Source organism: Adlercreutzia equolifaciens DSM 19450 (assembly GCF_000478885.1).
Taxonomy (GTDB): Bacteria; Actinomycetota; Coriobacteriia; order Coriobacteriales; family Eggerthellaceae; genus Adlercreutzia; species Adlercreutzia equolifaciens.
In genome coordinates, this window is sequence record NC_022567.1 from 758,071 (window position 1) to 778,881 (window position 20,811).

General features: G+C 64.3%; 19 protein-coding genes. 14 read left to right on the forward strand and 5 right to left on the reverse strand.

All coding sequences use genetic code 11. The features are described 5' to 3' along the window. Positions 1 to 57: 57 nt before the first annotated feature. From AEQU_RS02840 to AEQU_RS02865, 6 genes are all read left to right on the forward strand, one after another. The gene (locus AEQU_RS02840) at positions 58 to 723 is read left to right on the forward strand and encodes a cytochrome c maturation protein CcmE domain-containing protein (RefSeq protein WP_022739414.1); all 666 of its coding nucleotides are present in this window, start codon (positions 58 to 60) and stop codon (positions 721 to 723) included. A gap of 3 nt (positions 724 to 726) precedes the next feature. After that, a complete protein-coding gene (locus tag AEQU_RS02845; protein WP_022739415.1) occupies positions 727 to 3,087 on the forward strand; it encodes a heme lyase CcmF/NrfE family subunit in 2,361 nt (786 codons plus the stop codon). Beyond that, the gene (locus AEQU_RS02850; protein ID WP_051353477.1) at positions 3,047 to 3,805 is read left to right on the forward strand and encodes an ABC transporter ATP-binding protein; all 759 of its coding nucleotides are present in this window, start codon (positions 3,047 to 3,049) and stop codon (positions 3,803 to 3,805) included. The genes AEQU_RS02845 and AEQU_RS02850 overlap by 41 nt, the downstream gene beginning before the upstream one ends. A gap of 105 nt (positions 3,806 to 3,910) precedes the next feature. Then, positions 3,911 to 4,699 (forward strand): heme exporter protein CcmB, encoded by a 789-nt coding sequence (locus tag AEQU_RS02855; RefSeq protein ID WP_022739417.1) that lies wholly within the window; start codon positions 3,911 to 3,913, stop codon positions 4,697 to 4,699. Between the two features lie 11 nt (positions 4,700 to 4,710). After that, complete coding sequence (gene ccsA, locus AEQU_RS02860; RefSeq protein WP_022739418.1) at positions 4,711 to 5,478, forward strand: cytochrome c biogenesis protein CcsA; 768 nt, start codon at positions 4,711 to 4,713, stop codon at positions 5,476 to 5,478. Between the two features lie 9 nt (positions 5,479 to 5,487). Further along, positions 5,488 to 5,694 (forward strand): hypothetical protein, encoded by a 207-nt coding sequence (locus AEQU_RS02865; protein ID WP_022739419.1) that lies wholly within the window; start codon positions 5,488 to 5,490, stop codon positions 5,692 to 5,694. 266 nt (positions 5,695 to 5,960) lie between these two features. On the opposite strand, the gene AEQU_RS02870 is transcribed toward AEQU_RS02865, so the two are convergent. Both AEQU_RS02870 and AEQU_RS12865 read right to left on the reverse strand, forming a co-directional pair. Continuing rightward, the gene (locus tag AEQU_RS02870; protein WP_022739420.1) at positions 5,961 to 7,304 is read right to left on the reverse strand and encodes an ATP-binding protein; all 1,344 of its coding nucleotides are present in this window, start codon (positions 7,302 to 7,304) and stop codon (positions 5,961 to 5,963) included. 165 nt (positions 7,305 to 7,469) lie between these two features. After that, positions 7,470 to 7,697: a winged helix-turn-helix transcriptional regulator gene (locus AEQU_RS12865; protein ID WP_084280373.1), complete on the reverse strand. Its 228-nt coding sequence runs from the start codon at positions 7,695 to 7,697 to the stop codon at positions 7,470 to 7,472. On the opposite strand from AEQU_RS12865, the gene AEQU_RS02875 reads away from it, so the two are divergent. Then, positions 7,688 to 7,894, forward strand: a complete 207-nt coding sequence (locus tag AEQU_RS02875; RefSeq protein WP_022739421.1) for a hypothetical protein — start codon at positions 7,688 to 7,690, stop codon at positions 7,892 to 7,894. The two genes, AEQU_RS12865 and AEQU_RS02875, sit on opposite strands and share 10 nt — an antisense overlap. 343 nt (positions 7,895 to 8,237) lie before the next feature. On the opposite strand, the gene AEQU_RS02880 is transcribed toward AEQU_RS02875, so the two are convergent. Beyond that, the gene (locus AEQU_RS02880) at positions 8,238 to 9,347 is read right to left on the reverse strand and encodes a DUF5692 family protein (RefSeq protein ID WP_022739422.1); all 1,110 of its coding nucleotides are present in this window, start codon (positions 9,345 to 9,347) and stop codon (positions 8,238 to 8,240) included. Between the two features lie 327 nt (positions 9,348 to 9,674). Between AEQU_RS02880 and AEQU_RS02885 the strand changes: the two genes are divergently transcribed. The 3 genes from AEQU_RS02885 to AEQU_RS02895 are packed head-to-tail and all read left to right on the forward strand — an operon-like array spanning position 9,675 to position 12,970. Next, positions 9,675 to 10,244: an FMN-binding protein gene (locus AEQU_RS02885; RefSeq protein ID WP_022739423.1), complete on the forward strand. Its 570-nt coding sequence runs from the start codon at positions 9,675 to 9,677 to the stop codon at positions 10,242 to 10,244. A gap of 2 nt (positions 10,245 to 10,246) precedes the next feature. Further along, positions 10,247 to 12,097, forward strand: coding sequence for an FAD-dependent oxidoreductase (locus AEQU_RS02890; RefSeq protein ID WP_022739424.1), 1,851 nt, complete (start codon positions 10,247 to 10,249; stop codon positions 12,095 to 12,097). A 33-nt stretch (positions 12,098 to 12,130) separates the two neighbouring features. Next, positions 12,131 to 12,970: a hypothetical protein gene (locus AEQU_RS02895; protein WP_022739425.1), complete on the forward strand. Its 840-nt coding sequence runs from the start codon at positions 12,131 to 12,133 to the stop codon at positions 12,968 to 12,970. Positions 12,971 to 13,120: 150 nt separating this feature from the next. Here the strand turns inward: AEQU_RS02895 and AEQU_RS02900 are convergent, their stop codons facing one another. Together AEQU_RS02900 and AEQU_RS02905 are read right to left on the reverse strand one after the other, a co-directional pair. Further along, positions 13,121 to 14,044 (reverse strand): MarR family winged helix-turn-helix transcriptional regulator, encoded by a 924-nt coding sequence (locus AEQU_RS02900; protein ID WP_022739426.1) that lies wholly within the window; start codon positions 14,042 to 14,044, stop codon positions 13,121 to 13,123. A gap of 342 nt (positions 14,045 to 14,386) precedes the next feature. Continuing rightward, entirely contained in the window at positions 14,387 to 15,445 is a 1,059-nt protein-coding gene (locus tag AEQU_RS02905) for an FAD:protein FMN transferase (RefSeq protein WP_022739427.1), read from the reverse strand. A gap of 299 nt (positions 15,446 to 15,744) precedes the next feature. Here AEQU_RS02905 and AEQU_RS02910 point away from each other — a divergent pair, with 299 nt between their 5' ends. From AEQU_RS02910 to AEQU_RS02925, 4 genes are all read left to right on the forward strand, one after another. After that, positions 15,745 to 16,557: a UTP--glucose-1-phosphate uridylyltransferase gene (locus tag AEQU_RS02910; RefSeq protein ID WP_022739428.1), complete on the forward strand. Its 813-nt coding sequence runs from the start codon at positions 15,745 to 15,747 to the stop codon at positions 16,555 to 16,557. Positions 16,558 to 16,877: 320 nt separating this feature from the next. Then, entirely contained in the window at positions 16,878 to 18,191 is a 1,314-nt protein-coding gene (locus AEQU_RS02915) for a replication-associated recombination protein A (protein ID WP_041714386.1), read from the forward strand. Between the two features lie 256 nt (positions 18,192 to 18,447). Then, positions 18,448 to 19,356 carry a hypothetical protein gene (locus tag AEQU_RS02920; RefSeq protein ID WP_022739430.1) on the forward strand — a complete coding sequence of 303 codons (909 nt, stop codon included), beginning with the start codon at positions 18,448 to 18,450 and terminating at the stop codon, positions 19,354 to 19,356. Positions 19,357 to 19,377: 21 nt separating this feature from the next. Then, positions 19,378 to 20,811, forward strand: coding sequence for an AI-2E family transporter (locus tag AEQU_RS02925; RefSeq protein ID WP_022739431.1), 1,434 nt, complete (start codon positions 19,378 to 19,380; stop codon positions 20,809 to 20,811).

Here is a 20,811-nt window from a genome sequence, read left to right on the forward strand (position 1 = left end):
TCGGGCCTTCGGGGAGGCAGGTCCACACCGCTTTGGTACCTTAGAAACAGGAGGACTATGAACGCGAAGATGAAGAAGAGGATGATCGCCGTCTCCGGCGTCATCGTCATCGTGCTTATCTTGGTGCTCGCATTCGTAGGAGGCAACACCGCCGCCACGACCATGAGCATCGCGGAGGCCGCCGAGAATCCCCAGGCGGGCCAGAAGGTGCAAGTGTCGGGCAACGTGGTGCAGGATTCCTTCTCCACGAGCAATGACGTGCTCACCTTCAAGATTTACGACCCTGAGGGCGACCCCGCCACGCAGCTTGAGGTGCGCTACGACGGCGCCGCCTCGTCCACGTTCGGCAACGACGTGACCGCCATTTGCACGGGCAAGATCAACGATGCGGGCGTGCTGGAGTGCTCCGAGCTGGTGACGAAGTGCCCCTCGAAGTACGAGAACGCCGACAGCGCCCTTACGGTGGAACAGCTGCTCGGTTACGGCGAGAGCGTCTACGGCAACGTCGTGAAGGTGGCCGGCTCGGTCGGCGCCGGGTCGCTTAAGGCCGCGGGCCAGGGCGACCGCTTCATCCTCGTCGACGCGGAGACCGGCGACTCGATGCCGGTCGTCTTCGAGGGCGCGCTTTCCGACGGGATCGCCGACGGTTCCGCTGTGGTGCTCACGGGCTCCCTCGGCGCCGACGGCAAGTTCGCCGCCACCGATGTCGCACTGGAGGGCTAGCCCATGTCGATGATCGGACTTCTCGGCCTGCTCGTGGCCTTTGCCGGCTGCGTCATCTCGGTGCTGTGCCTGGGCGTGGCCCATATCCTTTACAAGAAGCGCTCCTTCGAGCGCTCCGACACCTTCGCCTGGGGCGGACGGGTGGCCGCGGTGCTCACGGCGGTGGCGCTCACGGTGTGTTGCGCCGTGCTCGTGTGGTGCTTCTTCTCGGGCGACAACACCATCCAGTACGTGCTGGACAACCGCTCCACCTCCACGGCCCCCGAGGCGTGGCTCTACAAGCTCGCCGGTCTTTGGGCGGGGCGTCAGGGCTCGCTGCTGTTCTGGGCGTGGCTCATTGCCGTGTTCAACGCGGTGCTCGTGTTCGCCACGCGCAAGAATGCGCGCCCGCTCGATAACGGTGCGCTCGCCATCTCCTCGCTCGTGCTGACGGCCTTTGTGTCGGTACTGCTGTTCTCCGAGGGCAACATGCCCTTCATCGTGACCGACTCGCGCTACTTCGGCGACGATGGCACGCTGTCGGTCATGGCCTCGGCCCGTTCCATGAACGCGCTTCTGGAGCACTGGGCCATGGCGATTCACCCGCCGACGCTGTTCATCGGCTACGCGGGCCTCACCATTCCGTTCGCTTACGCCATCTCCGCGCTCATCGTCAACGACGATTCCACGGAATGGGTGAACCGCTCGACGCCCTACCTCATGTTCTCGTGGCTTCTGCTCGGCATCGGCATCGGGCTGGGCGCCGTGTGGGCCTACGTGGTGCTCGGCTGGGGCGGCTACTGGGGCTGGGATCCGGTGGAGAACGCCAGTCTGCTCCCCTGGCTCGTGGGCGTGGCGCTCATCCACTCGTTCACAGTGTACCGCCAGCGCGGCGCTTTCAAGCGCTGGAGCGTGTTCTGCGCCTGCCTCACCTTCTGCTTCGTGGTGCTGGGCACCTTCATCACCCGTTCGGGCCTCGTGCAGTCGGTGCACGCCTTCGAGGGCGACCCGGTTTCGCTCGTCATGTTCGGCGCGCTCATCATCTGCTCGCTTCTGGCCGGCATCGTGGGCCTTATCGTGCGCCGCAAGAACTTCGGTGCGACGGATGCGGCCGATGACGACATCGAGTCGATGATGTCGAAGGAAGCGGCCTACTACGTGAACAACCTCATCATGATCGTGTTCGCCGTGCTTCTGGCCTACATGACGGTGTCCTCGGCCCTGCCGAGCTGGCTGCCCTTCGGCGGCCAGTCCCTGTCGGCCGGCACCTACAACGCCATCGCCCGGCCCTTGGGCATCGCCTATCTGGCCGTGCTCGCCATCTGCCCGCTTCTGGGCTGGCGCCGCACCGACAAGAAGGCGTTCTGGCGAAATGCCCGCGTGCCGGCGCTGTGCGCGCTCGTGCTGTTCATCGTGCTCATGATCTATTTCGCCACATACCTTCTGCCCAGCTACCAGGCCATGATCGACATGGGCGGCACCCAGGCCTCGGGCCTGCTGGAGCAGGGCAACCCCATCTACTACAACGGCCTGGCCGTGGTGGGCTTCGCCGTGGCGAGCCTTCTGTTCTTCAACGCGCTGTTCATGGCCGTCCGTTCGCTCAAGCGGGTCGATGGCGCCAAGCTGCGCCGCCGTCTGTCGCTGTTCGGCGGCTCGGTGGCCCACGGGGCCATGGCCATCATTCTGGTGGGCCTCATCGGCTCGTCCATGTACGTGACCGAGATCACGGGGTATCTGCCCTACGACGAGGAGAGCGATTCGGTTTCCGAGACCTTCGACATCCAGGACTTCCAGCTCACCTATACGGGCAACTCCATCGATGAGCTCGGCAACGGCAACGTGCGCTACGCGCTCACCTTCGACGTAACGAAGGACGGCCAGTTCGTGGGCACGGTGAATCCGGCCGTGCAGCTGGTGAGCGCCACCCAGCAGCAGAAGCTGGAGGCGAGCGTCATCGGGTTCCCGCTGGAGGACTTGTTCGTGGTGTACCGCGGCGTGAACGACGAGGGCGACTTCTCGATGGACGTGCGCGTGAACCCGCTCATCTCGTTCGTGTGGGTGGGCTTCGCCCTGCTCATGGTGGGGTGTCTGATCCCGCTGTTCGCCAAGCGCGCCGAGCGCCGTCGCGGCGGTTCGGCCGTGGGCGATGTGCCCGCTGCCGAGCTGGCGGAGGCCGAGCCGAAGGAGCGCGGGAAGGCCTCGCGCGACGCGGCGCCCCGCAAGAGCGTCGTCGAGGAGACGGCGGCTGTGGAAGTGGCGCTCGTGGAAGATGCCGAGGGCGACGCGGCGGCCGATGCGGACGCGGCGGCAGTGGCCGAGGCGTCCGGTGATACCGCAGATGCTGATGCCGACGCCGCCGACGCCGGCTCGAAGGCGGGGGAGTAGTCCCGTGGAGACGGCGCTTTCCGTCGATCATCTGACGAAATCGTTCGGCGGCCGCAAGGCCGTCGACGACGTGTCGTTCGCGCTGCCTGAGGGCGCGTTCCTGTCGGTCTTCGGCCCCAACGGGGCGGGCAAGACCACGCTTCTGCGCATGCTCGCCACGCTGTCGCGCCCCACGGACGGAACGGTGACGCTGGCGGGTATCGACGTGAAGGAGGAGCCCGAGCGCGTGCGCGAGGCCATCGGGCTCATCTCGCACAACCCGATGCTCTACCCCGACCTCACCGCCGAGGAGAACCTGCTTCTGTATGCGAAGCTCTACGGCGTGGCCGACCCCGAGCGCCGCGTGATAGAACTTCTCGATGCCGTGGGGCTCAAGCACCGCCGGCTCGATCGGGTGCGCACGTTCTCGCGCGGCATGACCCAGCGCGTCTCCATCGCCCGGGCGCTCGTGAACGACCCGTCGGTAGTGCTGCTCGACGAGCCCTACTCGGGACTCGACCCCCACGCCATGCACATTTTCGACGAGCTGATCGCCTCGGTGCGCGAGGGCCGCACGTTCGTCATGGTGAGCCACGACTTGGATAAGGGCCTGGCGCTTGCGAGCCACGTGCTCGTACTTGCCCGCGGCCGCGTGGTTCACTTCGGCGAGAAGGACCAGATGAGCCCCGACGAGTTCGCCGATTTGTACCGCACGACGGTAGGAATGGGGGTGAGCTAGATGGCTGAGGAAGAGCAGCGATTAGACGTGGGGTGCTCTGACCGAGCGCAGTTTACCCCAAGGGTACTTGCTCGCTCTGCTCGCAGCGCCGACACGCGACCAGGAATGCCCGAAGGGCATTCCCAAAGCGAGGACTGTCTGAGCGAATCGGAGTACCGCGCGGCTGATCGCGGAGGGACGCGTAGCTGCATCTGCAAGGCCCCCAGCACGTGGACGCAGTACAAAACGCTGCTCGCGAAAGACCTGAAGGCGGAGTTCCGCACCAAGGACATGATCGTGTCCATGGGCATCTACGCCTTCCTCGTCATCGTGGTGTTCGGCGTGGCGCTCTCCTTCGCCCGCCCCGGCTCGGAGTTCCTCGAGGTGTCCGGCGGCCTTCTGTGGGCGCTCGTGGTGTTCACGTCGCTTCTGGGTCTGAACCGCTCGTTTTCCAAGGAAACGGAGAACGGCTGCTTGGAAGGGCTGCTTCTGGCCCCGCTCGACCGCGGCGTGATCTTTCTGGCCAAGGCGACGTCGAATTTGGTGTTTTTGGCATTGGTGGAAGTGATCGCCGTGCCGTTGTACTGGGTGTTCTTCTCCAGCTTCGCGGCGCCGGCCGATACGGGCTGGCTGCTCGTGGTGCCGCTAGTCGTCGGCAGCATCGGCATCGCCGGCATCGGCACCATGCTCTCCACCATCACGGCGGCCACCCGCGGCAAGGACGTCATGCTGGCGCTTTTGTTCGTGCCCGTGATCTTCCCGCTTCTGTACGCCTGCGTGTCGGCCACCACGTGCGCGCTCGTGGGCGGAGACGTGTTCGCCGACGGGTTTCTCACGTCGCTGGCCCTTGGCGCTGGCTACGATGTGATCATGATTCTCGCTTCGTGGGTTCTCTACGATTTTGTCGTCAACTAAAGGAGGACTGAGTGACTGATAAGAAGTTGAAGCTGCCCGAGGCGGGGCAGTGGCCCGACAAGCTGGTGGTGCCGGCGCTCATTGCGGGCGTGGTGCTTTCCACCGTCGGGTTCCTCATGGCGTTCTTCTGCGTGGCCCCTGTCGGGGGCGCCGCGGTGAACGGCGCCGAGCTCATTGGGGACGTGATGGTGTCCCAGAAGATGCTCTTGTCCCAGAAGATCTTCTACTTCCACATGCCCGTGGCCATCACGTCGTTCATTGCGCTCGGCTTCGGGTGCTACTACGCCGTGCGGTTCCTCATGACGAAGAACCAGCGGTTCGACACCTGCTCGCGCATTTGCCTGGAGATCGCGCTTCTGTTCGTGGTACTCACCATGATCACCGGCGAGATGTGGACCCGCTTCGAGTGGGGCGTCTGGTGGAGCTGGGAGCCGCGGCTGACCACGTACCTCATCCTCATGCTCATCGTGATCGCGTACTTCGTGCTGCGAAGCTCCGTGGACGAGCCTGAGCGCCGCGCTACCTTCGCTGCGGTCGTGGCTATCATTGCCACGATTGACGTGCCCATCTGCTTCATGATCACGCGCCTCATTCCGTCGTCCATCCACCCGGTGGTACTGCGCGAGGGCGGCATGAGCCCCGAGATGGGTATGTGCGTGGGCCTGTGCGCGCTCGGCATGATGCTCGTGGGCTTCGTGCTGTACCGCACGCGTTTCAACCAGGTACGCCTCACCCAGCGCGTCGAAGCGCTCAAGGAAACCCTCGACGACGAACGATAGGAGAGAGCCATGAATCCCATTCTTGCCGATATCTATTCCACCATCCTGCCCTCCGCCCCCTACATCATCGCGGCCTACGCGCTTCTGTGGGTGGCCCTGCTCGTGTACGTGCTTATGGTGTTTCGCGGTACCAAGAAGGCGACCGCACAGCTCACGCTTCTAGAGGAGGCCGTCGCCGATCAGCAGGCGAAGGCCCGCGCGGCGAAGGACGAGTAGCGATTCGCGATCCGTGCCGCATCTGCTGCGCGCGGTCGGATTCCAAGTGGCGATTGGTCGCTGCTGTGTTCCGCAATATAGCCCGTTTAGGTGATACGCCTAGACGGGCTTTTCCGTATTATGATGGCAGAGCAAAGCTCGAAACCTTCCTCGGAGCCGCCCTTCCTCCCTCCTTCCTTCCAGCGGCAACCGAGATCTCACGCAAGGCGGTCGCTCCTCGGGCAGGCCGCCTTTTGCGTGGTGCATTTGTCGGGAGCGAGTCGTCTCTACCGCAAGAACCACTTGCAGGCAGGGACAACCTCAATGGGGCCGGCTTCGGTTTCTATGCGCTCCTCTTCCCTTAGCGTCACAATGGTGCCTTCCTTGATGCCCGTCGCTTCCATTGCGGCAACGAAGGAATCCACCTCCCGTTCGCGGGTGCGCGGGGACGCCATGGACGCCGTCACCTGGATGAGGGCGTAGGGCTCGGCGGCGAGAGCATCGCCGAGGAGGAAGTCCACCTTCTGTCCCCGGGGCCCCGGTGCAGTGTAGGAGGTGATCGATTCGGTGCGCTTGCCCGCCATGCGCCGGCGTAGTTCCAGGTAGACTGCTGTTTCGAACCGTTTGCCCACATCCTGCTGGTTGGCTCGCGAGACGGCGTAGACGATGCCCGGGTCGATGCCGTACACCTTCGGCGTCGCCGTGGTCTGAGGCTTCAGCGCGAAGGCGTGCTCTTCCACTTTCATGAGCAGGAAGGCCTGGCGCAGAAGGTCCATGATGCGATCCGCCTTCTCCCAATAGATCTTGAATCCGAGCTCCTTGAAGCTTTCGACGAGTTGGTTGACGGAGAACTCGCAGGCCGTGTTGCGCAGGCCGTACAGGGCGAATTGGTTGGCGATCCGGATGTCCTCGCGGCCCAAGCGTTCGGCCACGTCTCGGGCTACGACATCGCGCACATAGCTCTGCAAAAGCTCGATGCGATCCTCGTTGAGGCGATTCTGCACTCCAGGAAAACCGCCCTCGGTCAGATAGCGGTCGAACAGTCCCTCGAGGAAGGTCTGGGTTTGAGGCGAGAACGCCGGCCCTTTCAAACGATCGCCTTCGACGGCCTGGAAGAGGCAGAATTCCCGAAAAGAGAGCGGTAGCATCTCATGGGAATGGGAACGGCCGCGGAATTTGGTCGCGATCTCCTCCGATGACAGTTTCGAAGACGAGCCCGTAATGACGAGCGTCACCTTCTCGTGCTCGGCGAGGCGCTGGCAGACGCCCTGCCAGCGCTCCATCTCCTGCACCTCGTCGAGGAACAGATAGCACCCCTCAGTGCGCGCTTCGGGCACCTGCCGCCAGAACTCTTCGATCACGGAGGCCATCGTGTCGGGTGCGAGGGGAGAGAGCCGGTCATCGGCGAAGTCGAAGTAGAACAGGCGGTCGCGGGGGACGCCGGCCTCGAGAAGCTGGCTCATTTTCTGATAGAGGTAGAACGTCTTGCCCGACCGCCTCATGCCGGTGATGATCTCGACCAGGTTGAACCTAGCGGGCTCTGCGAGCTCGCGGATGATTTCTGAGCGGGGAATGAAACTCGGAAGGGGCTGCTCGCGCGCCTCCGCCACCAGGGCCGCAATGTTGTCCATGGCTTCCTCCAGATACCAACTTCTAAAAATTTTTGAGAAGATAGTACCATAACTTCTCAAAAGTTTTTAGAAGTTATGACTTGTTGGAGAAAGGCCACGCAACTGTTCGAGAAATTCGAACAACTGGGAAAGAGCAGCCTACTCGAGAAATTCGAATAGGCTGCCTTAAAGCCCCAGCTCCTTTTCGCCCCACTGCTTCATGGCGAGGAGGATGGGCACGAAGCTTTTGCCTTGCGGGGTGAGGGTGTATTCCACGCGCGGCGGCACCTCGCCGAAGTCGGTACGCGCAAGAAAGCCGTCAGCCACCAGTTCTCTGAGCTGCTTACCGTAGCTCGGCGCTGTACCGAGAGATCGAAGCTGGACGATGGCATGAAGCGACCGAGGTGGAGAAATACGAGGAGGTGAAGGAGCTGGTCGCCCAGCTACAGATTCCCGTGGAGTTCGCCATGCTGGGGGCGTCCAATCCGGTGATGCTGCGCGGTCGGCTGCCTGAGCGACGCGAGGAGATTCTCGCAGCCCTCGATGCCGTCATCTCCGACATCGGCGAGGAGCGCCTGCGCAGCTACCGCGTTAACTTGCGGCATTTGTAGGCAGAGGGTGTACGATTTGCGAAAAGTCGCTGAAGATGCCAGTTGATGGGCGAAATGGTAAGAGGGCGGCTCGAAAAAGGACGATTATCTTACCATTTCTGCCTTCAACTGGCATTTTTCGACTGAGGCATTGGCCATTTCTGCCCTTAACTGGCATTTGCTTCGCGAAAACGAAAAAAGAGGGGGATCCGCGCGATTGCGGATCCCCCTGTTGCGGGACACTGCAGAATGGGCTTGCGCGAGCACTTGCGTTGGTGTTGGTTTGTTCGGCCGGCTCACTCGCTTCCGTACTGGTTTGTTCGGCCAGCCGCTTAGCCGAACGCTCGCTTAGTCGCGCAGCGGGCTACTTTTCGTCCTTCTCCACGGCGACGTAGACGTAGCCGGGGGTGCCGGTCGCGGGCAGCTCGTTGTAGGCCACCATCTCGGCGATCTCGGCGGCCGTGGCGCTCGCGGGCTCGGTCTCAAGCAGGTAGGCGGTGTCGGCGCGGCGCTCCATGGCCTTCTGGAAGTCCTTGGTTCCCACGAACACTTCCTGCTTGTACGGGTTCACGCCGAGCTTCTTGGCGCGGTAGACGATGTAGGCCAGCGCGGCGATGTTGGCCACCAGCGCGACGATGGACACGCCCAGGTTCACGTCCGGGTTGTTCACCGACTGCACGGCGAAGACGGAGTCGTTCACGAACATCGGCACCATCTGGCAGAACATGCACCAGATAGAAAGCGTGAAGGCGCGGTTCTGAATCCAGCCGCCCTTGTTCCAAATGAGACCGGCGATGGTCGGCGCGAGCAGAAGGGCGATGCCGCAGTACCAGGAATGGGTGGGCAGGCAGTTGTAGGTGTAGCAGAAGTTCCACAGATCGTAGGCGATGATGAACACCCAGGTCATGTCGGGCCACAGCATGTCCTGGCGCTTCTTGGAGATATAGATGCCGAACCAGCCGGTCATGCAGGCGATGTTGAGCAGGCCCGCGATGCCGTTGAACACGTTGTGCCAACCGCCGTAGAGCGTGACGCCCTCGGTGGAAACCCACGTGGTGCCGAAGGCGCGGAAGGCGCTCTCGAAGTCGCTCACCACGGCGATGAGGATGTTGATGGCCACGATGACGAAGGGGAAGGCCTTGAACCAATGCGAGCGGCCGATCTTGCCCCAGGAGTACTTCAGCATCATGAAGCCGATGCAGCCGGCGGTGGCGGCGTACACCTTGGCGTAGTGGAACCAGCTGTTCATGTCGGTGTGGGTGGGGTTGTTCACGGCCCACTCGGCACCGGACGCCGCACCGATCTCTACGGCCAGGCAGTAGACGGTCATGGCGCCGCAGACGCCGAAGAACATGAAGATGCCGCCGGCCTTGGTGCGGCGGGCGAACTCGTTCAGCAGGATGAGCGCGATGAGCACCATCGCCAGGCCGAGCCATTGGAAGCCGGCGTTCGGGCCGTACACGTCGAATAACATGGTGATCCCTCCTTTAAGGATCGGTGCCTTCCTTGCCGCGAAGCCCGCCGCGGGTGGAGCACAAGAGGCCTCGCTGACCCACTCGCACCGGCTGCGCGCGGCATCAAATAGATGCTGGGAAGTACCATACCTGTGTAGAACTCTTCAGTCAATATCCATAATTTTGCAAGTTGGTAATAATTGACGAAATTGGTAAATGAGTCAATAAAGCATTGATAAACGGGGGAAATACTGCTAAGATTCCCAAAATAAAGTTCATTGAAGAAAGAAAAAGAAAACTTTCACGAAGAAATAATTGGAACGCACAGCCGAATGATAGGAGGGAACATGAAGCGAACAACGACGGCCATCGCCTGCAGCGCGGCCGCCCTCGCCCTGGGGCTTTCCGGTTGCGGGGCGTCCTTCGAGGGATCCGGGTCGAAGGACGCCGCCTCGGCCGAGCAGCTGGCCCTGCGCACCGACGATCCCTGGGCAGCCGAGGTTGCGGCCGATGCGGGGGCGCGGGCCCAAGGCGACTACGCCGACGGGGTGTATGTCGGGCACGGGCGCGGCATGGAGGGCGCCATCACGGTGACGCTGCTTCTGGATGACGGGCGCATCACCTGCCTGGAAACGACCCAGGAGGGGGAGAGCCAGAGCCGCGGCGGCTACGAGGCCATCCGCGACGGGCGGTACGCCGAGATGATCGAGGCGGCCCAGAGTGCCGATATCGACGCCATCGCCGGGGCCACCATTACGACCGCCGGGGTGAAGCAGGCCGTGGCCGACGCGCTCGCCCAGGCGGAGATTGCCGCCGGCGCCGAGACGGCTGGCGGCGCGGCGACGCAGAGCGGCGGAGATGCCGCCGCAGCGAGCGATGCCGACGCCACCGCTGCTCTAACTGGAAAGGAGGCCTAGCCATGGCCGAGAACACCACGGGCGCTGGCGCCCTTTCCCGCCGCGACTTCCTGACCGGCTCGGCTGTGGCCGCCGCTGGGGCTGCCATGCTGGGCCTTGCCGCCGCCGAGCCGGCCGTGGCCGCCGAGGTGCGCAGCGGCAACTGGGCCGCCGACGGCTCGGCCGCTGTGACCGCCGAGCCTTCCGCCGCCACCAACGCCACCGCCGCCGACGGCACCTACCGCGAGCACAACGCCAGCTCGTTTCCCGCCGACGACGCCACGCCCATCCCTCCCCGGGCCGTGCCTGCTCGTTGGGACTACGAGTGCGACATCTGCGTGGTGGGCGCCGGCGGCGGCGGCCTGAACGCGGCGGCCCGCGCGGTTCAGCTGGGCGCCGACGTCATCTGCGTGGAGGCCATGGGCCTTCCCGGCGGCAACGCCCAGGAGGCCGGCATGTGCGGCATCTTGGGCGGCTACTCGGGCCAGGAGGAGAAGAAGTTCGCTTTCCCGAGCTATCCCTTCGACCCCAAGGCGCTGACCGACTGGGCCATGGACGAGTACCACTACGCGGCCGATCCGAAGCTCATCTACCGGCTCGCCTGCGAGGGCGGCAAGTCGCTGGACTGGATGGCCGACTGCGGCGTGCACTGGCGTCTGGGCGAGGTGCCGGTGTACGTGGCCCCGAAGCGCTCGACGCTGGACCACCACGTGCTGAAGATGAAGGACGCCACCGACGCCATGTACAACTACGGCTACGCCCACGGCGTCGATTTCCACTTCCAAAGCCCCGCCGTGGCCCTCGTGCAGGACGACGACGGGCGCATCGTGGGCGTCGTGGTGAACGAGGACTACGAGACCGAGCGCTACATCCGCGCCGACCGTGCCGTCATCCTCACGGCGGGCGGCTTCTGCAACAACAAGGCGCTCTTGGACAAGTACATCCCCACGGCGGCCATGGGCTGCGCCTCCAGCTACTTGACGGCCGGGGAGCGCGGCGAGTGCTTCCGCATGGGGCTGGGCGTGGGCGCCGACGTGTCCGGGTTCAACAGCTCCGCCTCCTTCGACGGCGGGGTCGACTGGCAGGCCGAGGGCGGCACCTGGGCGCGGTTCCTCTACGACGGCATGACCCAGCTCTCGCGCCAGCCGTGGCTGACCATCGACCGCTGCGGCAACCGCCTGCGCTACATGGACTCCCGTGTGGCCGAGGACGGCGCCAACGCCATCTACGCCTTGGGCGATTTGGCCACCATCCAGATGACGCCGCCGGGCCACCGCTCCTACATCATCTTCGACGCGAACTACGAGGATCACCTGGCGGGATTCGCCCAGGAGCACTGCCGCAAGCTGCTGACCCCCGACCTGGAGCAGATCGAGAAGGTGCCGGAGCACTACCGCGACTGGCACCACGGCGTGCAGGACGCCATCGACGCCGACGTGCTGAAGCGCCGCGACAGCCTGGAGGAGCTCGAGCGCGATTTGGGCCTCGCCGAGGGCGTGCTCACCGAGGCCGTGGCGAAGTGGAACGACGCCTGCGAGCGCGGCGAGGACGACTTTCTGTACCCCATGCCCGCCGAGTGGCTGCACCCAATCGTGGAGCCGCCCTTCTACGGCTGCCGCATCGGCGGCAACCTGTACGGCACGAAGGCGGGGCTGCTCATCAACGACCAGATGCAGGTGGTGGGCACCGATGGCCGTGTGATCCCCGGCCTGTATGCCGGCTGGCACACCGCCGGGGGCGCTTGCGGCGAGAACAGCTACATCGGCGACCCGATTCTGGGATCGCTCATGGGGGACGTGGGGCTCGCCTTCTGCGGCGGGTATCTGTGCGGCACCTCTGCGGTGGAGAACGAGATCAACGGCGGCCAGGCGTAAGGGCGCGAGCGCGCGTACGGATAGGAGTTCGTTATGAAAGATATGAAAGCGATGGCGCGGCCGTTTCTCGCGCTGTATGCCATGGCGCTCGTGATTGCGCTGCTGGGACGCATCGGGCTTGCGGTGGCCGGGGGCACCGGCGTGCTCGCCTTCGACTACATCTCGGCCTCGGGCGTGCCAGTGCTCGATGTGATCTGCTCCATCCTCACGGGCTCGGCCTTCGTGGCCTTTCTGTTCGCGGCCGGCCTCGCGCTTTGCGTGTCGACGGCCGGCGCGGTGCTCTACGGCGCGCTGGCCTCGCGAGATGGCGCTCGCGCAGCGACGTGCGCGGAAGGCGCTGATGCAGATGCTCCTGCGGGCGCTACCGGTGCTGCGCAAACCGATGTCGCGCGAATTGCCGCAGATGCGGATGGGCATGCGGCAGTGCGCCCCCGTCCGCTGACGGCATTCCTGTGGGGCTGGGCCACGGCGCTCGTGGCGCTGGTGTGCCTAATGATTGTGGTGCTCGGCATCCTGTCGGCGGTGCAGGTGGGATCCATGTCCTCGAAGCTGCCGGGGCTGCCGATCATCGTCGTCGGCGTCATCGGGTTCGCGGCTTTCCTCGGCACGCTTCTGGGGGCGGCCTCCATGGTGGTGTGTGCCTGCGTGGCTCGCTGGCGCGCGGGGCACAGCCTGGAGATGGCTCTCGTTGTGGCCGTGGCCGCGTGCGGTGCCGTCGTCGCAGCGCTCACGGTTGGCACCTTCTCGGCCCTGAACGTGGCGAGCATCAGCCTGTCGGCGCTGGGCGGCTGGTTCGCGGCGGATGTCGTGGCAAATGTGGCCATGCTCTTCGGCGCGAAGGTCTATGCGGACAAGATGATCCTCGCCTCGTGACAAGAATTTCGAGTTGTTAGAGTTTTCGGAGGCTGGTTGATGGGCGATTCCCTCTCTTTCGATCCGCGAAGTGTCAAAACAGGGGCATTTGATACTCACCTTCTAGCAACTCGAGTCTAACAACTCGAAAAAAGCGCCTGAAAGCGCGTGCTAGATTTCCTGGAGCAGGTCGAATGCGGCCTGCTCCTTTGCTTGCCGCTGGGCGTTCAGGTCGGCCACCACCACATGGCCCACGCGCTCGATGGCGTCCCTCTGCTCGGGAGTCAGGCGCACCCACAGCTTGGTGGCAGCCAGCTCGTTCACGGTGGCGCTGATGAGAAATCCCTGGTAAACGCCCTCGTCGGTGAGGGCCACGTACACGGCCTTCTTGTCGTGAGGCGACTTCAGGCGTTTGGCCCAGCCGCGGCCCACGAGGCGATCCACGGCGCGCGCCGCGTTCACCGGCGACATCATCAGCTGCTCTGCCAGGGTTCCGACGCGTTCGGGATGATCTGTCTCGCCGAGGCGTTGGACGATGCGGCACTCGTTGAGCGACGCGCCCGTGGCATCGCGCAGGGTGCGCTCGGTTTCCGCGCGGATGAGCTCGATGGATACGAGCGAGCGCGTGGCAGGGAAACGCTGAGCGCGCCCGGCGTGCAGTGGGGGTTCGATGTGAGCTGCGGCGGCAACCGCCGCTTCCAGAATGGTGCGATACGTGGGATCTTGGGTTGGGAAGGTGGCGTACAAGCTCTCTACCAGGGACTGGTTGACGGCAGCGACGTGCTCGGCGCCGTTGTCGGTGACAGCGAGGAACCGCGTGCGGCCATCGGTCGTGCCAGCCTCGCGGGTCGCGTACCCATGGGCGACGAGGGCGTCGACGGCCTGAGTCACCACATTGGGCTTCATGCCTAAAATCTTTCCGAGCTCCCCCTGGCTTACGGGCGCCGAGGCCTGCATCAGCTTCGTTAAAATGCGGTACTGGGTGATGTTCAGGTCGCTCGCCTGCTCCAACCCGCGGCGCAGGGCCTCATGGGCCATTTCGAAGGCCACGAAGTATGTGGAGTCCAGGTTGAATTTGTTCGCGGCCTCGGCCATTGCGCCCTTTCGGCTGTCGGAAAGTTAGTTCATTGATGCAACGATTAGTCTAGCGTTCTCCGACGGTTCGAAGAGGCGACGATCTCGCTCGTTACAAAGACTTCACAGCTCGTTCTGCACACTTTTCCGAAAAAATGGTCACAAAACCGAGTTCTGAACTCTTGCTTGCGGGGGCACGAGATGCAAGGATTCAATCTCTCCAGCTTTGACCTGGTGTTTTACGGAAGCTTGCCGTTCGCACCGGGATCGACGATCGCTTGAAAAGCGCCAGTTGCATTAAAACAGGTCTTCGGAAAGTTCAAAACTCGGTTTTGTGACCAAAAATGCGAAAAGTTTTGTTGTTCAGCGGGCTGGGGTGATAGTGCCGTCGGGGGCGATGAAGAAGGCCTGCAGAATTTCGGGGTGCCGACGGGCGAGGGCGAGGCCGCGTTCGAGGCCGAGGGCGAGCAGGGTGGTAGAGAAGCCCTCCGCGTCGATGGATTTCTCGCAGATGACGGTGACGCCGGCCACGTCGGTTTCGACGGGGCGTCCCGTGCGCGGATCGAGGATATGGTGGTAGAAGGTGCCGTCGGGTGCGGTGAAGCAGCGCTCGTAGACGCCACTCGTGACGGCCGATCCCGCAACCAGGGGCACGGCGCCGATGAGCTGGGAGGGGTCGCGCGGATCGCGGATGCCCACGCGCCAAGGGTCGCCTGTGGGCTTGGTGCCGCTCACGGCCACGTTGCCGCCGAGGTTCACGATGGTGCCCGAGAGCCCGTGGGCCTCCATGGCCGCCACGAGTGCATCGGCGATCCATCCTTTGGCGATGCCGCCGGCGTCCACGGCGGCATCGGGGTCGGCCAGCTGCGCGAAGCAGGCCTTGGGTTCGGGCGCTGCCTCGAACCCGGGTACCGCCTCGGTTGCGGCATCGGCGTCGCTCTCGGCCGCTGTGGCTGCCGGCGTCTTCCACAATCTGAGCGCGTGCCAGTCGACGTGGCGCACCGCCTCGGCGAGTGCACCGTCATCGGGCACCGTGCCCTCGTGAAAATTCCACAGGCGCACCGCCGGGCCTACGGTGATGTCGAAGGCGCCCTCGCTTTCCGCGCAGTAGGAAAGCGCCCTCTCGAGCAGGTCGTAGGTCAAAGGGTCGATGGCCACGGGCTGGCCGTGCGCGCTGTTTATGCGTGCGATGTCGGAGTGGGGAAGCGTGCGGCTGAATAGGCGCTCGTAGAGGCGGCAGAGCGCCCGGGCCTCCTCGAAGGCCGCTCGGCACGCCGCCGCTTCGCCGTAGGCTTCGATGTCGATGATGGTGTTGAATGCCAGAAAGCGCACGCCCGCCGGCTTGCCCCCGGTGGCATCGCGGGCCTCCAGGTACTGCTCGTCGGGGATGGGGTCGAGAATATGTGCGCAGGTTTCGTCCATGTGTCTAGTATAGTCGACCTCGCGCGCAATGCGGGCGCGAACGGCAGATGCCCGTTTTGAGCAAAATACCCCACTTCTCGTAGCTTTGCGTTGGAAAACTACGGCACCCGCCAGATCTCAGCCAGAGTTTCGCCAGGTCGCGTTTAGCGGTCGGCGCGATAGGAGAGGACGAGACTACGAGAATTATGTCTTTTTGCTCAATCGAGTAGCTTTGGAGTGCGGCAAGGCGACGCAAGGTCCGCCATCGTGCATCTGTAGTATCATGGACGGCACGCGAACAACGAAGAGAAAGGCGCTCGATGAAGGCACTCATTCCCGCGGCGGGGCTCGGTACCCGCTTTCTGCCGGCTACCAAGGCCCAGCCCAAAGAAATGCTGCTGGTAGTGGATCGCCCGGCCATCCAGTATGTGGTGGAAGAGGGTCTGGCTTCCGGCGCTGATGAGGTCGTGATCGTCAACAGCCGCGAGAAGAAGGCCATTGAGGACCACTTCACGCCGAACCCGGAGCTGGTGGCGCTTCTGCGCGAGCGCGGCAAGGACGCCTATGCCGATGCGGTGGAATATGTCGGCAACCTGCCGGTCAGCTACGTGTATCAGGAGGAGGCGCTGGGGCTGGGACATGCCGTGCGCTGCGCGGCAGAGAAGACGGGCGACGAGCCGTTCTACGTGCTGCTCGGCGATGTGCTCGTGCCGGGCAATGAGATGCTGCCGGCTATGAAGGCGGTCTCCGACGCCCATGGCGGGGCCAGCGTCATCGCGGTCATGCCCGTGCCCGACGACCAGGTGAGCCGCTTCGGCGTCATCGCCGGGGAGGCGGTGGCCGAGAATGTGTGGAAGGTGGACTCGCTGGTGGAAAAGCCGGCGCTAGAGGATGCGCCGTCGAACCTGGCGGTGTTCGGCCGCTACCTGCTCTCGCCCCGCGTGATGGAGCTGCTGGCCGATGTGGAGCCGGGGGTGGGCGGCGAGATTCAGCTCACCGACGCGCTGGACGCGGTGCTTGCCGAGGAGGAGATGTACGCGCTTGTGGTGGATCCGGCCGACGGCTTCGACACGGGCACCGTGGAGAGCTGGCTCGAGACGAACAACGTGCTGTTCGCGCGTCGTCAGGGATAGGTGTTACCGCTGATGAGGTTTCTTCTAAAATGTGAAGAATTACTTAACGATGAGCCTATGAATCCACAAGTTCACCATGGGTGCATCATAGGGAATTCAAGGGTGGCTGTTATACTGACGTCAGCAAGTGAGACAACCCCCTCCGATCACTTGCCTGCTTTGTCTCTTTAAAGCAGAAAGCGGCTCCGCGAGAGTCGCATCCCCCCTCCTTCTGGCCCGGCGGCCCCCTCCGCCGGGCCGCTTCTTTTTTGTCGTGCATTTCGCATTGATAAAACATTTGTTCTATTATTTTGGCGGGCTCCGTGGTACCATTACGGGCTATGGATACTTTGTTTACTGCTATGGAAAATGATCGGAAGCGGGACGTGGCGCCGCTCGCGGTGCGCATGCGGCCGCGCACGCTCGACGAGGTGGTCGGGCAGACGGAGGCCGTGGGCGAGGGCAGCTGGCTGCGCGCGGCCATCGAGAACGACACGTTAAGCTCCGTCATCCTCTTCGGGCCGGCGGGCACGGGCAAGACGTCGCTTGCCCACGTCATCGCTGAATCGACCCGCGCCACCTTCGTGGAGGTGTCGGCTATCGGGGGCACGGTGTCCGACTTGCGCCGGGAAATCGACGCGGCGGAGAAGCGTCTCGTCATGGGGGGCTTGCGTACCATCCTGTTCGTCGATGAGATCCACCGCTTCAACCGCAGCCAGCAGGACGCGTTGCTGCATGCGGTGGAAGACCGGCTCGTGGTGCTCGTGGGCGCCACCACGGAAAACCCTTTTTTCGAAGTGAACTCAGCCCTCATCTCCCGCTCGCGCATCGTGGAGCTGCATTCGCTGTCCGACGACGAGATCGCCGAGCTGGTGGGTCGCGCTGTGGAAGACGCGCGGGGGCTGGCCGGCTGCTATGCTCTGGAAGAGGCCGCCACCGCGGCCATCGTCACTCTGGCCGGCGGCGACGGCCGCGGGGCGCTTACAACGTTGGAGTTGGCCGCTGGTATGGTGGCGCCGGGCACGAAGGAGGCCCCCGTTTCCATCACCGAGGCCATGGTGCGGGCCGCCACGCCCCATCGCGCGCTGCCCTACGACAAGAACAAGGACATGCACTACGACATCATCTCCGCGTTCATCAAGAGCATGCGGGGCAGCGATCCGGATGCCGCCGTGTACTGGCTCGCCCGCATGATCGACGGGGGAGAGGACCCGAAGTTCATCGCCCGGCGCATGTACATCGCTGCCTCGGAGGATATCGGGAACGCCGACCCCCAGGCCCTGCTCGTGGCCGAGGCCGCCTTCCGGGCTGCCGAGGTCATCGGCTACCCGGAGTGCCGCATCAACTTGGCCCAGGCCGCCATTTACTTGGCGCTGGCGCCGAAGTCCAACAGCGCCGAGGCCGCGATCGATGCGGCGCTGCGCGAAGTGCGCAACGGCCCGGTCCGCAAGGTGCCCGACTACCTGCGCGATCGTCATCGCCCCGGCTCGGAAAACTACGGCGAGTACAAGTACCCCCACAGCTACCCGGCCGGCTGGGTGGATCAGCGCTACCTGCCCGAGGGCCTTGAGCGCGGCTGCTTCTACCAACCCGGCGAGCGCGGCTGGGAGGCTTACCGCACCGATGCCGCCGCTCGCGACCGCCAGGGGAGTTGAGTCGCGGCTCGGCGTGTTGCGTCCGCCGCGTTGCGGGCACCGCGCAGCGAGCCAGGCATCGTGCTGGGGCGACGTTCGGTCGAGGGCGCCCCAGCACGGGTGCCGCTGGCGATGTCGCTCGCGTGTGACACGATGTCAACTTCCGTTTACGGAATGGCTACCATGCGGACGCGTTCCGTGGAGGCCCTGCGCAACTTAATTAGAATGACTCCAGTAATGGTATAGTCAGGTCTTCGGAATTATAAGGAGGCTCATCATGGATTTCGCAGGGATCGTGGACATCGCGCTGCCCGTCATCTACGTGCTCGTCGGCGCGGTGCTCGTATGGTTCGTCGTGGAATTGGCGCTCACCATCCGCTCGACGCGCTCGACCATCGACGACGCCCATAAGGAGCTCACCCCCACGCTGAAGAACGTGGAGAAGATCACCGCCCAGGTCGATCCCCTCATCGCCCATGTGGATGCCCTGGTAACTGACCAGATCGACCCGCTGCTTACCCGCGTGAACGAGATCGCCGAGGAGGCCAAGCCCGCCGTGGGCCGCGTCGATCCGCTGGTGGAGCGTCTGTCGCTCACGGTGGACGCGGCGAATTTGGAACTCATGCGCGTCGACCAGATTCTGGAAGACGTGACCCAGATCACCGATTCCGTCTCGAAGGCCGCCGGGGCCATGGATACCGTGACGAGCGCTCCGATTGATTTGGTGAACTCGCTCACGGGCAAGTTGCGCAGCAAGTTCAAGCCGCGCTACGCCTCTGACGAGTCCGTGAGCTTGGGAGCCGCTGCCGACGCTAGCGCCGCCGCGAAGGCCGGCCGCGCGCCCGAGCGCGGGGCGACTGTTGCCGACGCCGTCTCGGCCATGGGGGATGCCGCCCGCGCCGTCGTCGCCGAGGGCAAGGACCGCCGCGCCGCTGTCAAGGCCGCCAACGCGGCCAGCCAAGAACGTGCCCGCGACTTCGAAGACCAGCTCTCCGGCACCGCCGGCACCATCGCCGATGCGGCCGTGGCCAACGCCAACGCCGATACCGACACCGACGCGCCGACCGCGTCTGCGACGGCCCCTGCCGACCCCGCAGCCGCTGCCTCGCCGGCCGTCTCTCCCAACGCCGCCGCGGCTAAGGCCAAGCCGGCCCCCGTGGGGAACAGCCCCTACACCGTTCAGTAGCTTGCACCTGAGGAGATTCCCATGAGCACCGACGCGTCTCAATCGCAGGGAGGAGCCGACGCGCCCGCTTCCGTCAACAACCCGCGCAGCGCGGCCGCCGCGGCCACCGCTGCCGCCAACGCCATCTCGCGCACCAAGCAGGCCCGCGCCCGCACGCGCTTTTTCGACCTGTGGGCCGTGGTGGCGGCCATCCTGCTTCTGGCAGCGATCGTCTACCTGCTGAACATCCTGTCGGTGCCCGTGGCCATTCTCATCTGGACCGTCATCATCGTCTTCTGCCTGCGCGGCATTGTGAACGGGCTGGAGAAGCACCACGTCAACCGCGGTTTGGGTACCACGATCGCCTACATCATCATGGCGCTCGTGCTCGCCCTTATCGGCTTCCTTCTGTTCTCGCCAATGTTCGGCTTGAACGCTCAGTTCAACGACTTGGTCAGCAACCTGCCCCATTATGTTGATGCGGTCATCGCCTGGGGCAACGACCTGTACGCCCGCTATGCCCCGATGCTCGAGGACGAAACGGTGAAGAACGTCATCAGCGAGGTGCAGAAGTCGGCCGCATCCTGGGCCTCCTCCATCGCCCAGGGCAGCGCCAACGGCATCGTGGCCTTCTCCACGACGCTGGCCAACGGCCTTATGGCCTTAGGGTTTGCGCTCGTCATCGCCTTCTGGATCCTCATGGAGCTGCCGGCCATGGGCCGCGAGACGCGCCGGCTCATCGGCCCCAAGCACGCCGAGGACGCCGAGTTCTTCCACGCCACCTTCACCCGCGTCATGGGCGGCTACATCAAGGGAACGCTTCTACAGTGCGCCGTCATCGGCGTGGGCTGCGGCATTCTGTTCCAGGTCGTCGGCGTGCCCAACGCGGCCGTGCTCGGCCTCATCACCGGTGTGATGAACATCATCCCCATCATCGGCCCGTGGCTGGGAGGTGCGCTCGCGGCCATCGCGGCCGTCTTCGTGAGCCCGCTGGTGGCCCTTATCGCCCTGGCCGGGACCGTGGTCATCCAGCAGCTCGTCTACACCTTCGTCTCGCCGAAGATCATGGCGAACTCGGTGGACATCCACCCGGCCCTCACCCTTATCGCGTTGATGGTGGGCTCGGCCCTCGGCGGCGCCATGAGCGGTCTTATGGGGTCGCTCGTGGGCATGCTCGCCTCCATCCCGCTGGTGGCCGTGGCCAAGTCGGTGTTCGTCTACTACTTCGAGAAGAAGACCGGCCGGCACCTGGTGGCCGAGGACGGCGTGTTCTTCAAGGGCGTGCCGTCGGACAACGAGGAAGTGAACCCGCTGTCGGACGCCACGTCACCGGGCGTCACCACCGGCTCCATGAAGCCCATCAAGCTGGACGACGCGACGCTGTTCGGCCGCAAGTTGCCGAAGCTGCGCTCGCAGGCCCATGGGAAGGTGACGGCGCGCCATTCCCATGATGACACGTCGTCTTCCAAAAAGTAG

Bases quoted from the DNA above. Each gene is read 5' to 3' on its own strand.
- AEQU_RS02845 (WP_022739415.1), top strand. From the start codon at position 727: ATGTCGATGATCGGACTTCTCGGCCTGCTCGTGGCCTTTGCCGGCTGC.
- AEQU_RS02915 (WP_041714386.1), top strand. From the start codon at position 16,878: ATGGATACTTTGTTTACTGCTATGGAAAATGATCGGAAGCGGGACGTG.
- AEQU_RS02910 (WP_022739428.1), top strand. From the start codon at position 15,745: ATGAAGGCACTCATTCCCGCGGCGGGGCTCGGTACCCGCTTTCTGCCG.
- AEQU_RS02895 (WP_022739425.1), top strand. From the start codon at position 12,131: ATGAAAGATATGAAAGCGATGGCGCGGCCGTTTCTCGCGCTGTATGCC.
- AEQU_RS02880 (WP_022739422.1), bottom strand. From the start codon at position 9,347: ATGTTATTCGACGTGTACGGCCCGAACGCCGGCTTCCAATGGCTCGGC.
- AEQU_RS02855 (WP_022739417.1), top strand. From the start codon at position 3,911: ATGCCCGAAGGGCATTCCCAAAGCGAGGACTGTCTGAGCGAATCGGAG.
- AEQU_RS02870 (WP_022739420.1), bottom strand. From the start codon at position 7,304: ATGGACAACATTGCGGCCCTGGTGGCGGAGGCGCGCGAGCAGCCCCTT.
- AEQU_RS02920 (WP_022739430.1), top strand. From the start codon at position 18,448: ATGGATTTCGCAGGGATCGTGGACATCGCGCTGCCCGTCATCTACGTG.
- AEQU_RS02900 (WP_022739426.1), bottom strand. From the start codon at position 14,044: ATGGCCGAGGCCGCGAACAAATTCAACCTGGACTCCACATACTTCGTG.
- AEQU_RS02890 (WP_022739424.1), top strand. From the start codon at position 10,247: ATGGCCGAGAACACCACGGGCGCTGGCGCCCTTTCCCGCCGCGACTTC.
- AEQU_RS02885 (WP_022739423.1), top strand. From the start codon at position 9,675: ATGAAGCGAACAACGACGGCCATCGCCTGCAGCGCGGCCGCCCTCGCC.
- AEQU_RS02850 (WP_051353477.1), top strand. From the start codon at position 3,047: ATGCCGACGCCGCCGACGCCGGCTCGAAGGCGGGGGAGTAGTCCCGTG.
- AEQU_RS02925 (WP_022739431.1), top strand. From the start codon at position 19,378: ATGAGCACCGACGCGTCTCAATCGCAGGGAGGAGCCGACGCGCCCGCT.
- AEQU_RS02840 (WP_022739414.1), top strand. From the start codon at position 58: ATGAACGCGAAGATGAAGAAGAGGATGATCGCCGTCTCCGGCGTCATC.
- AEQU_RS02905 (WP_022739427.1), bottom strand. From the start codon at position 15,445: ATGGACGAAACCTGCGCACATATTCTCGACCCCATCCCCGACGAGCAG.
- AEQU_RS02865 (WP_022739419.1), top strand. From the start codon at position 5,488: ATGAATCCCATTCTTGCCGATATCTATTCCACCATCCTGCCCTCCGCC.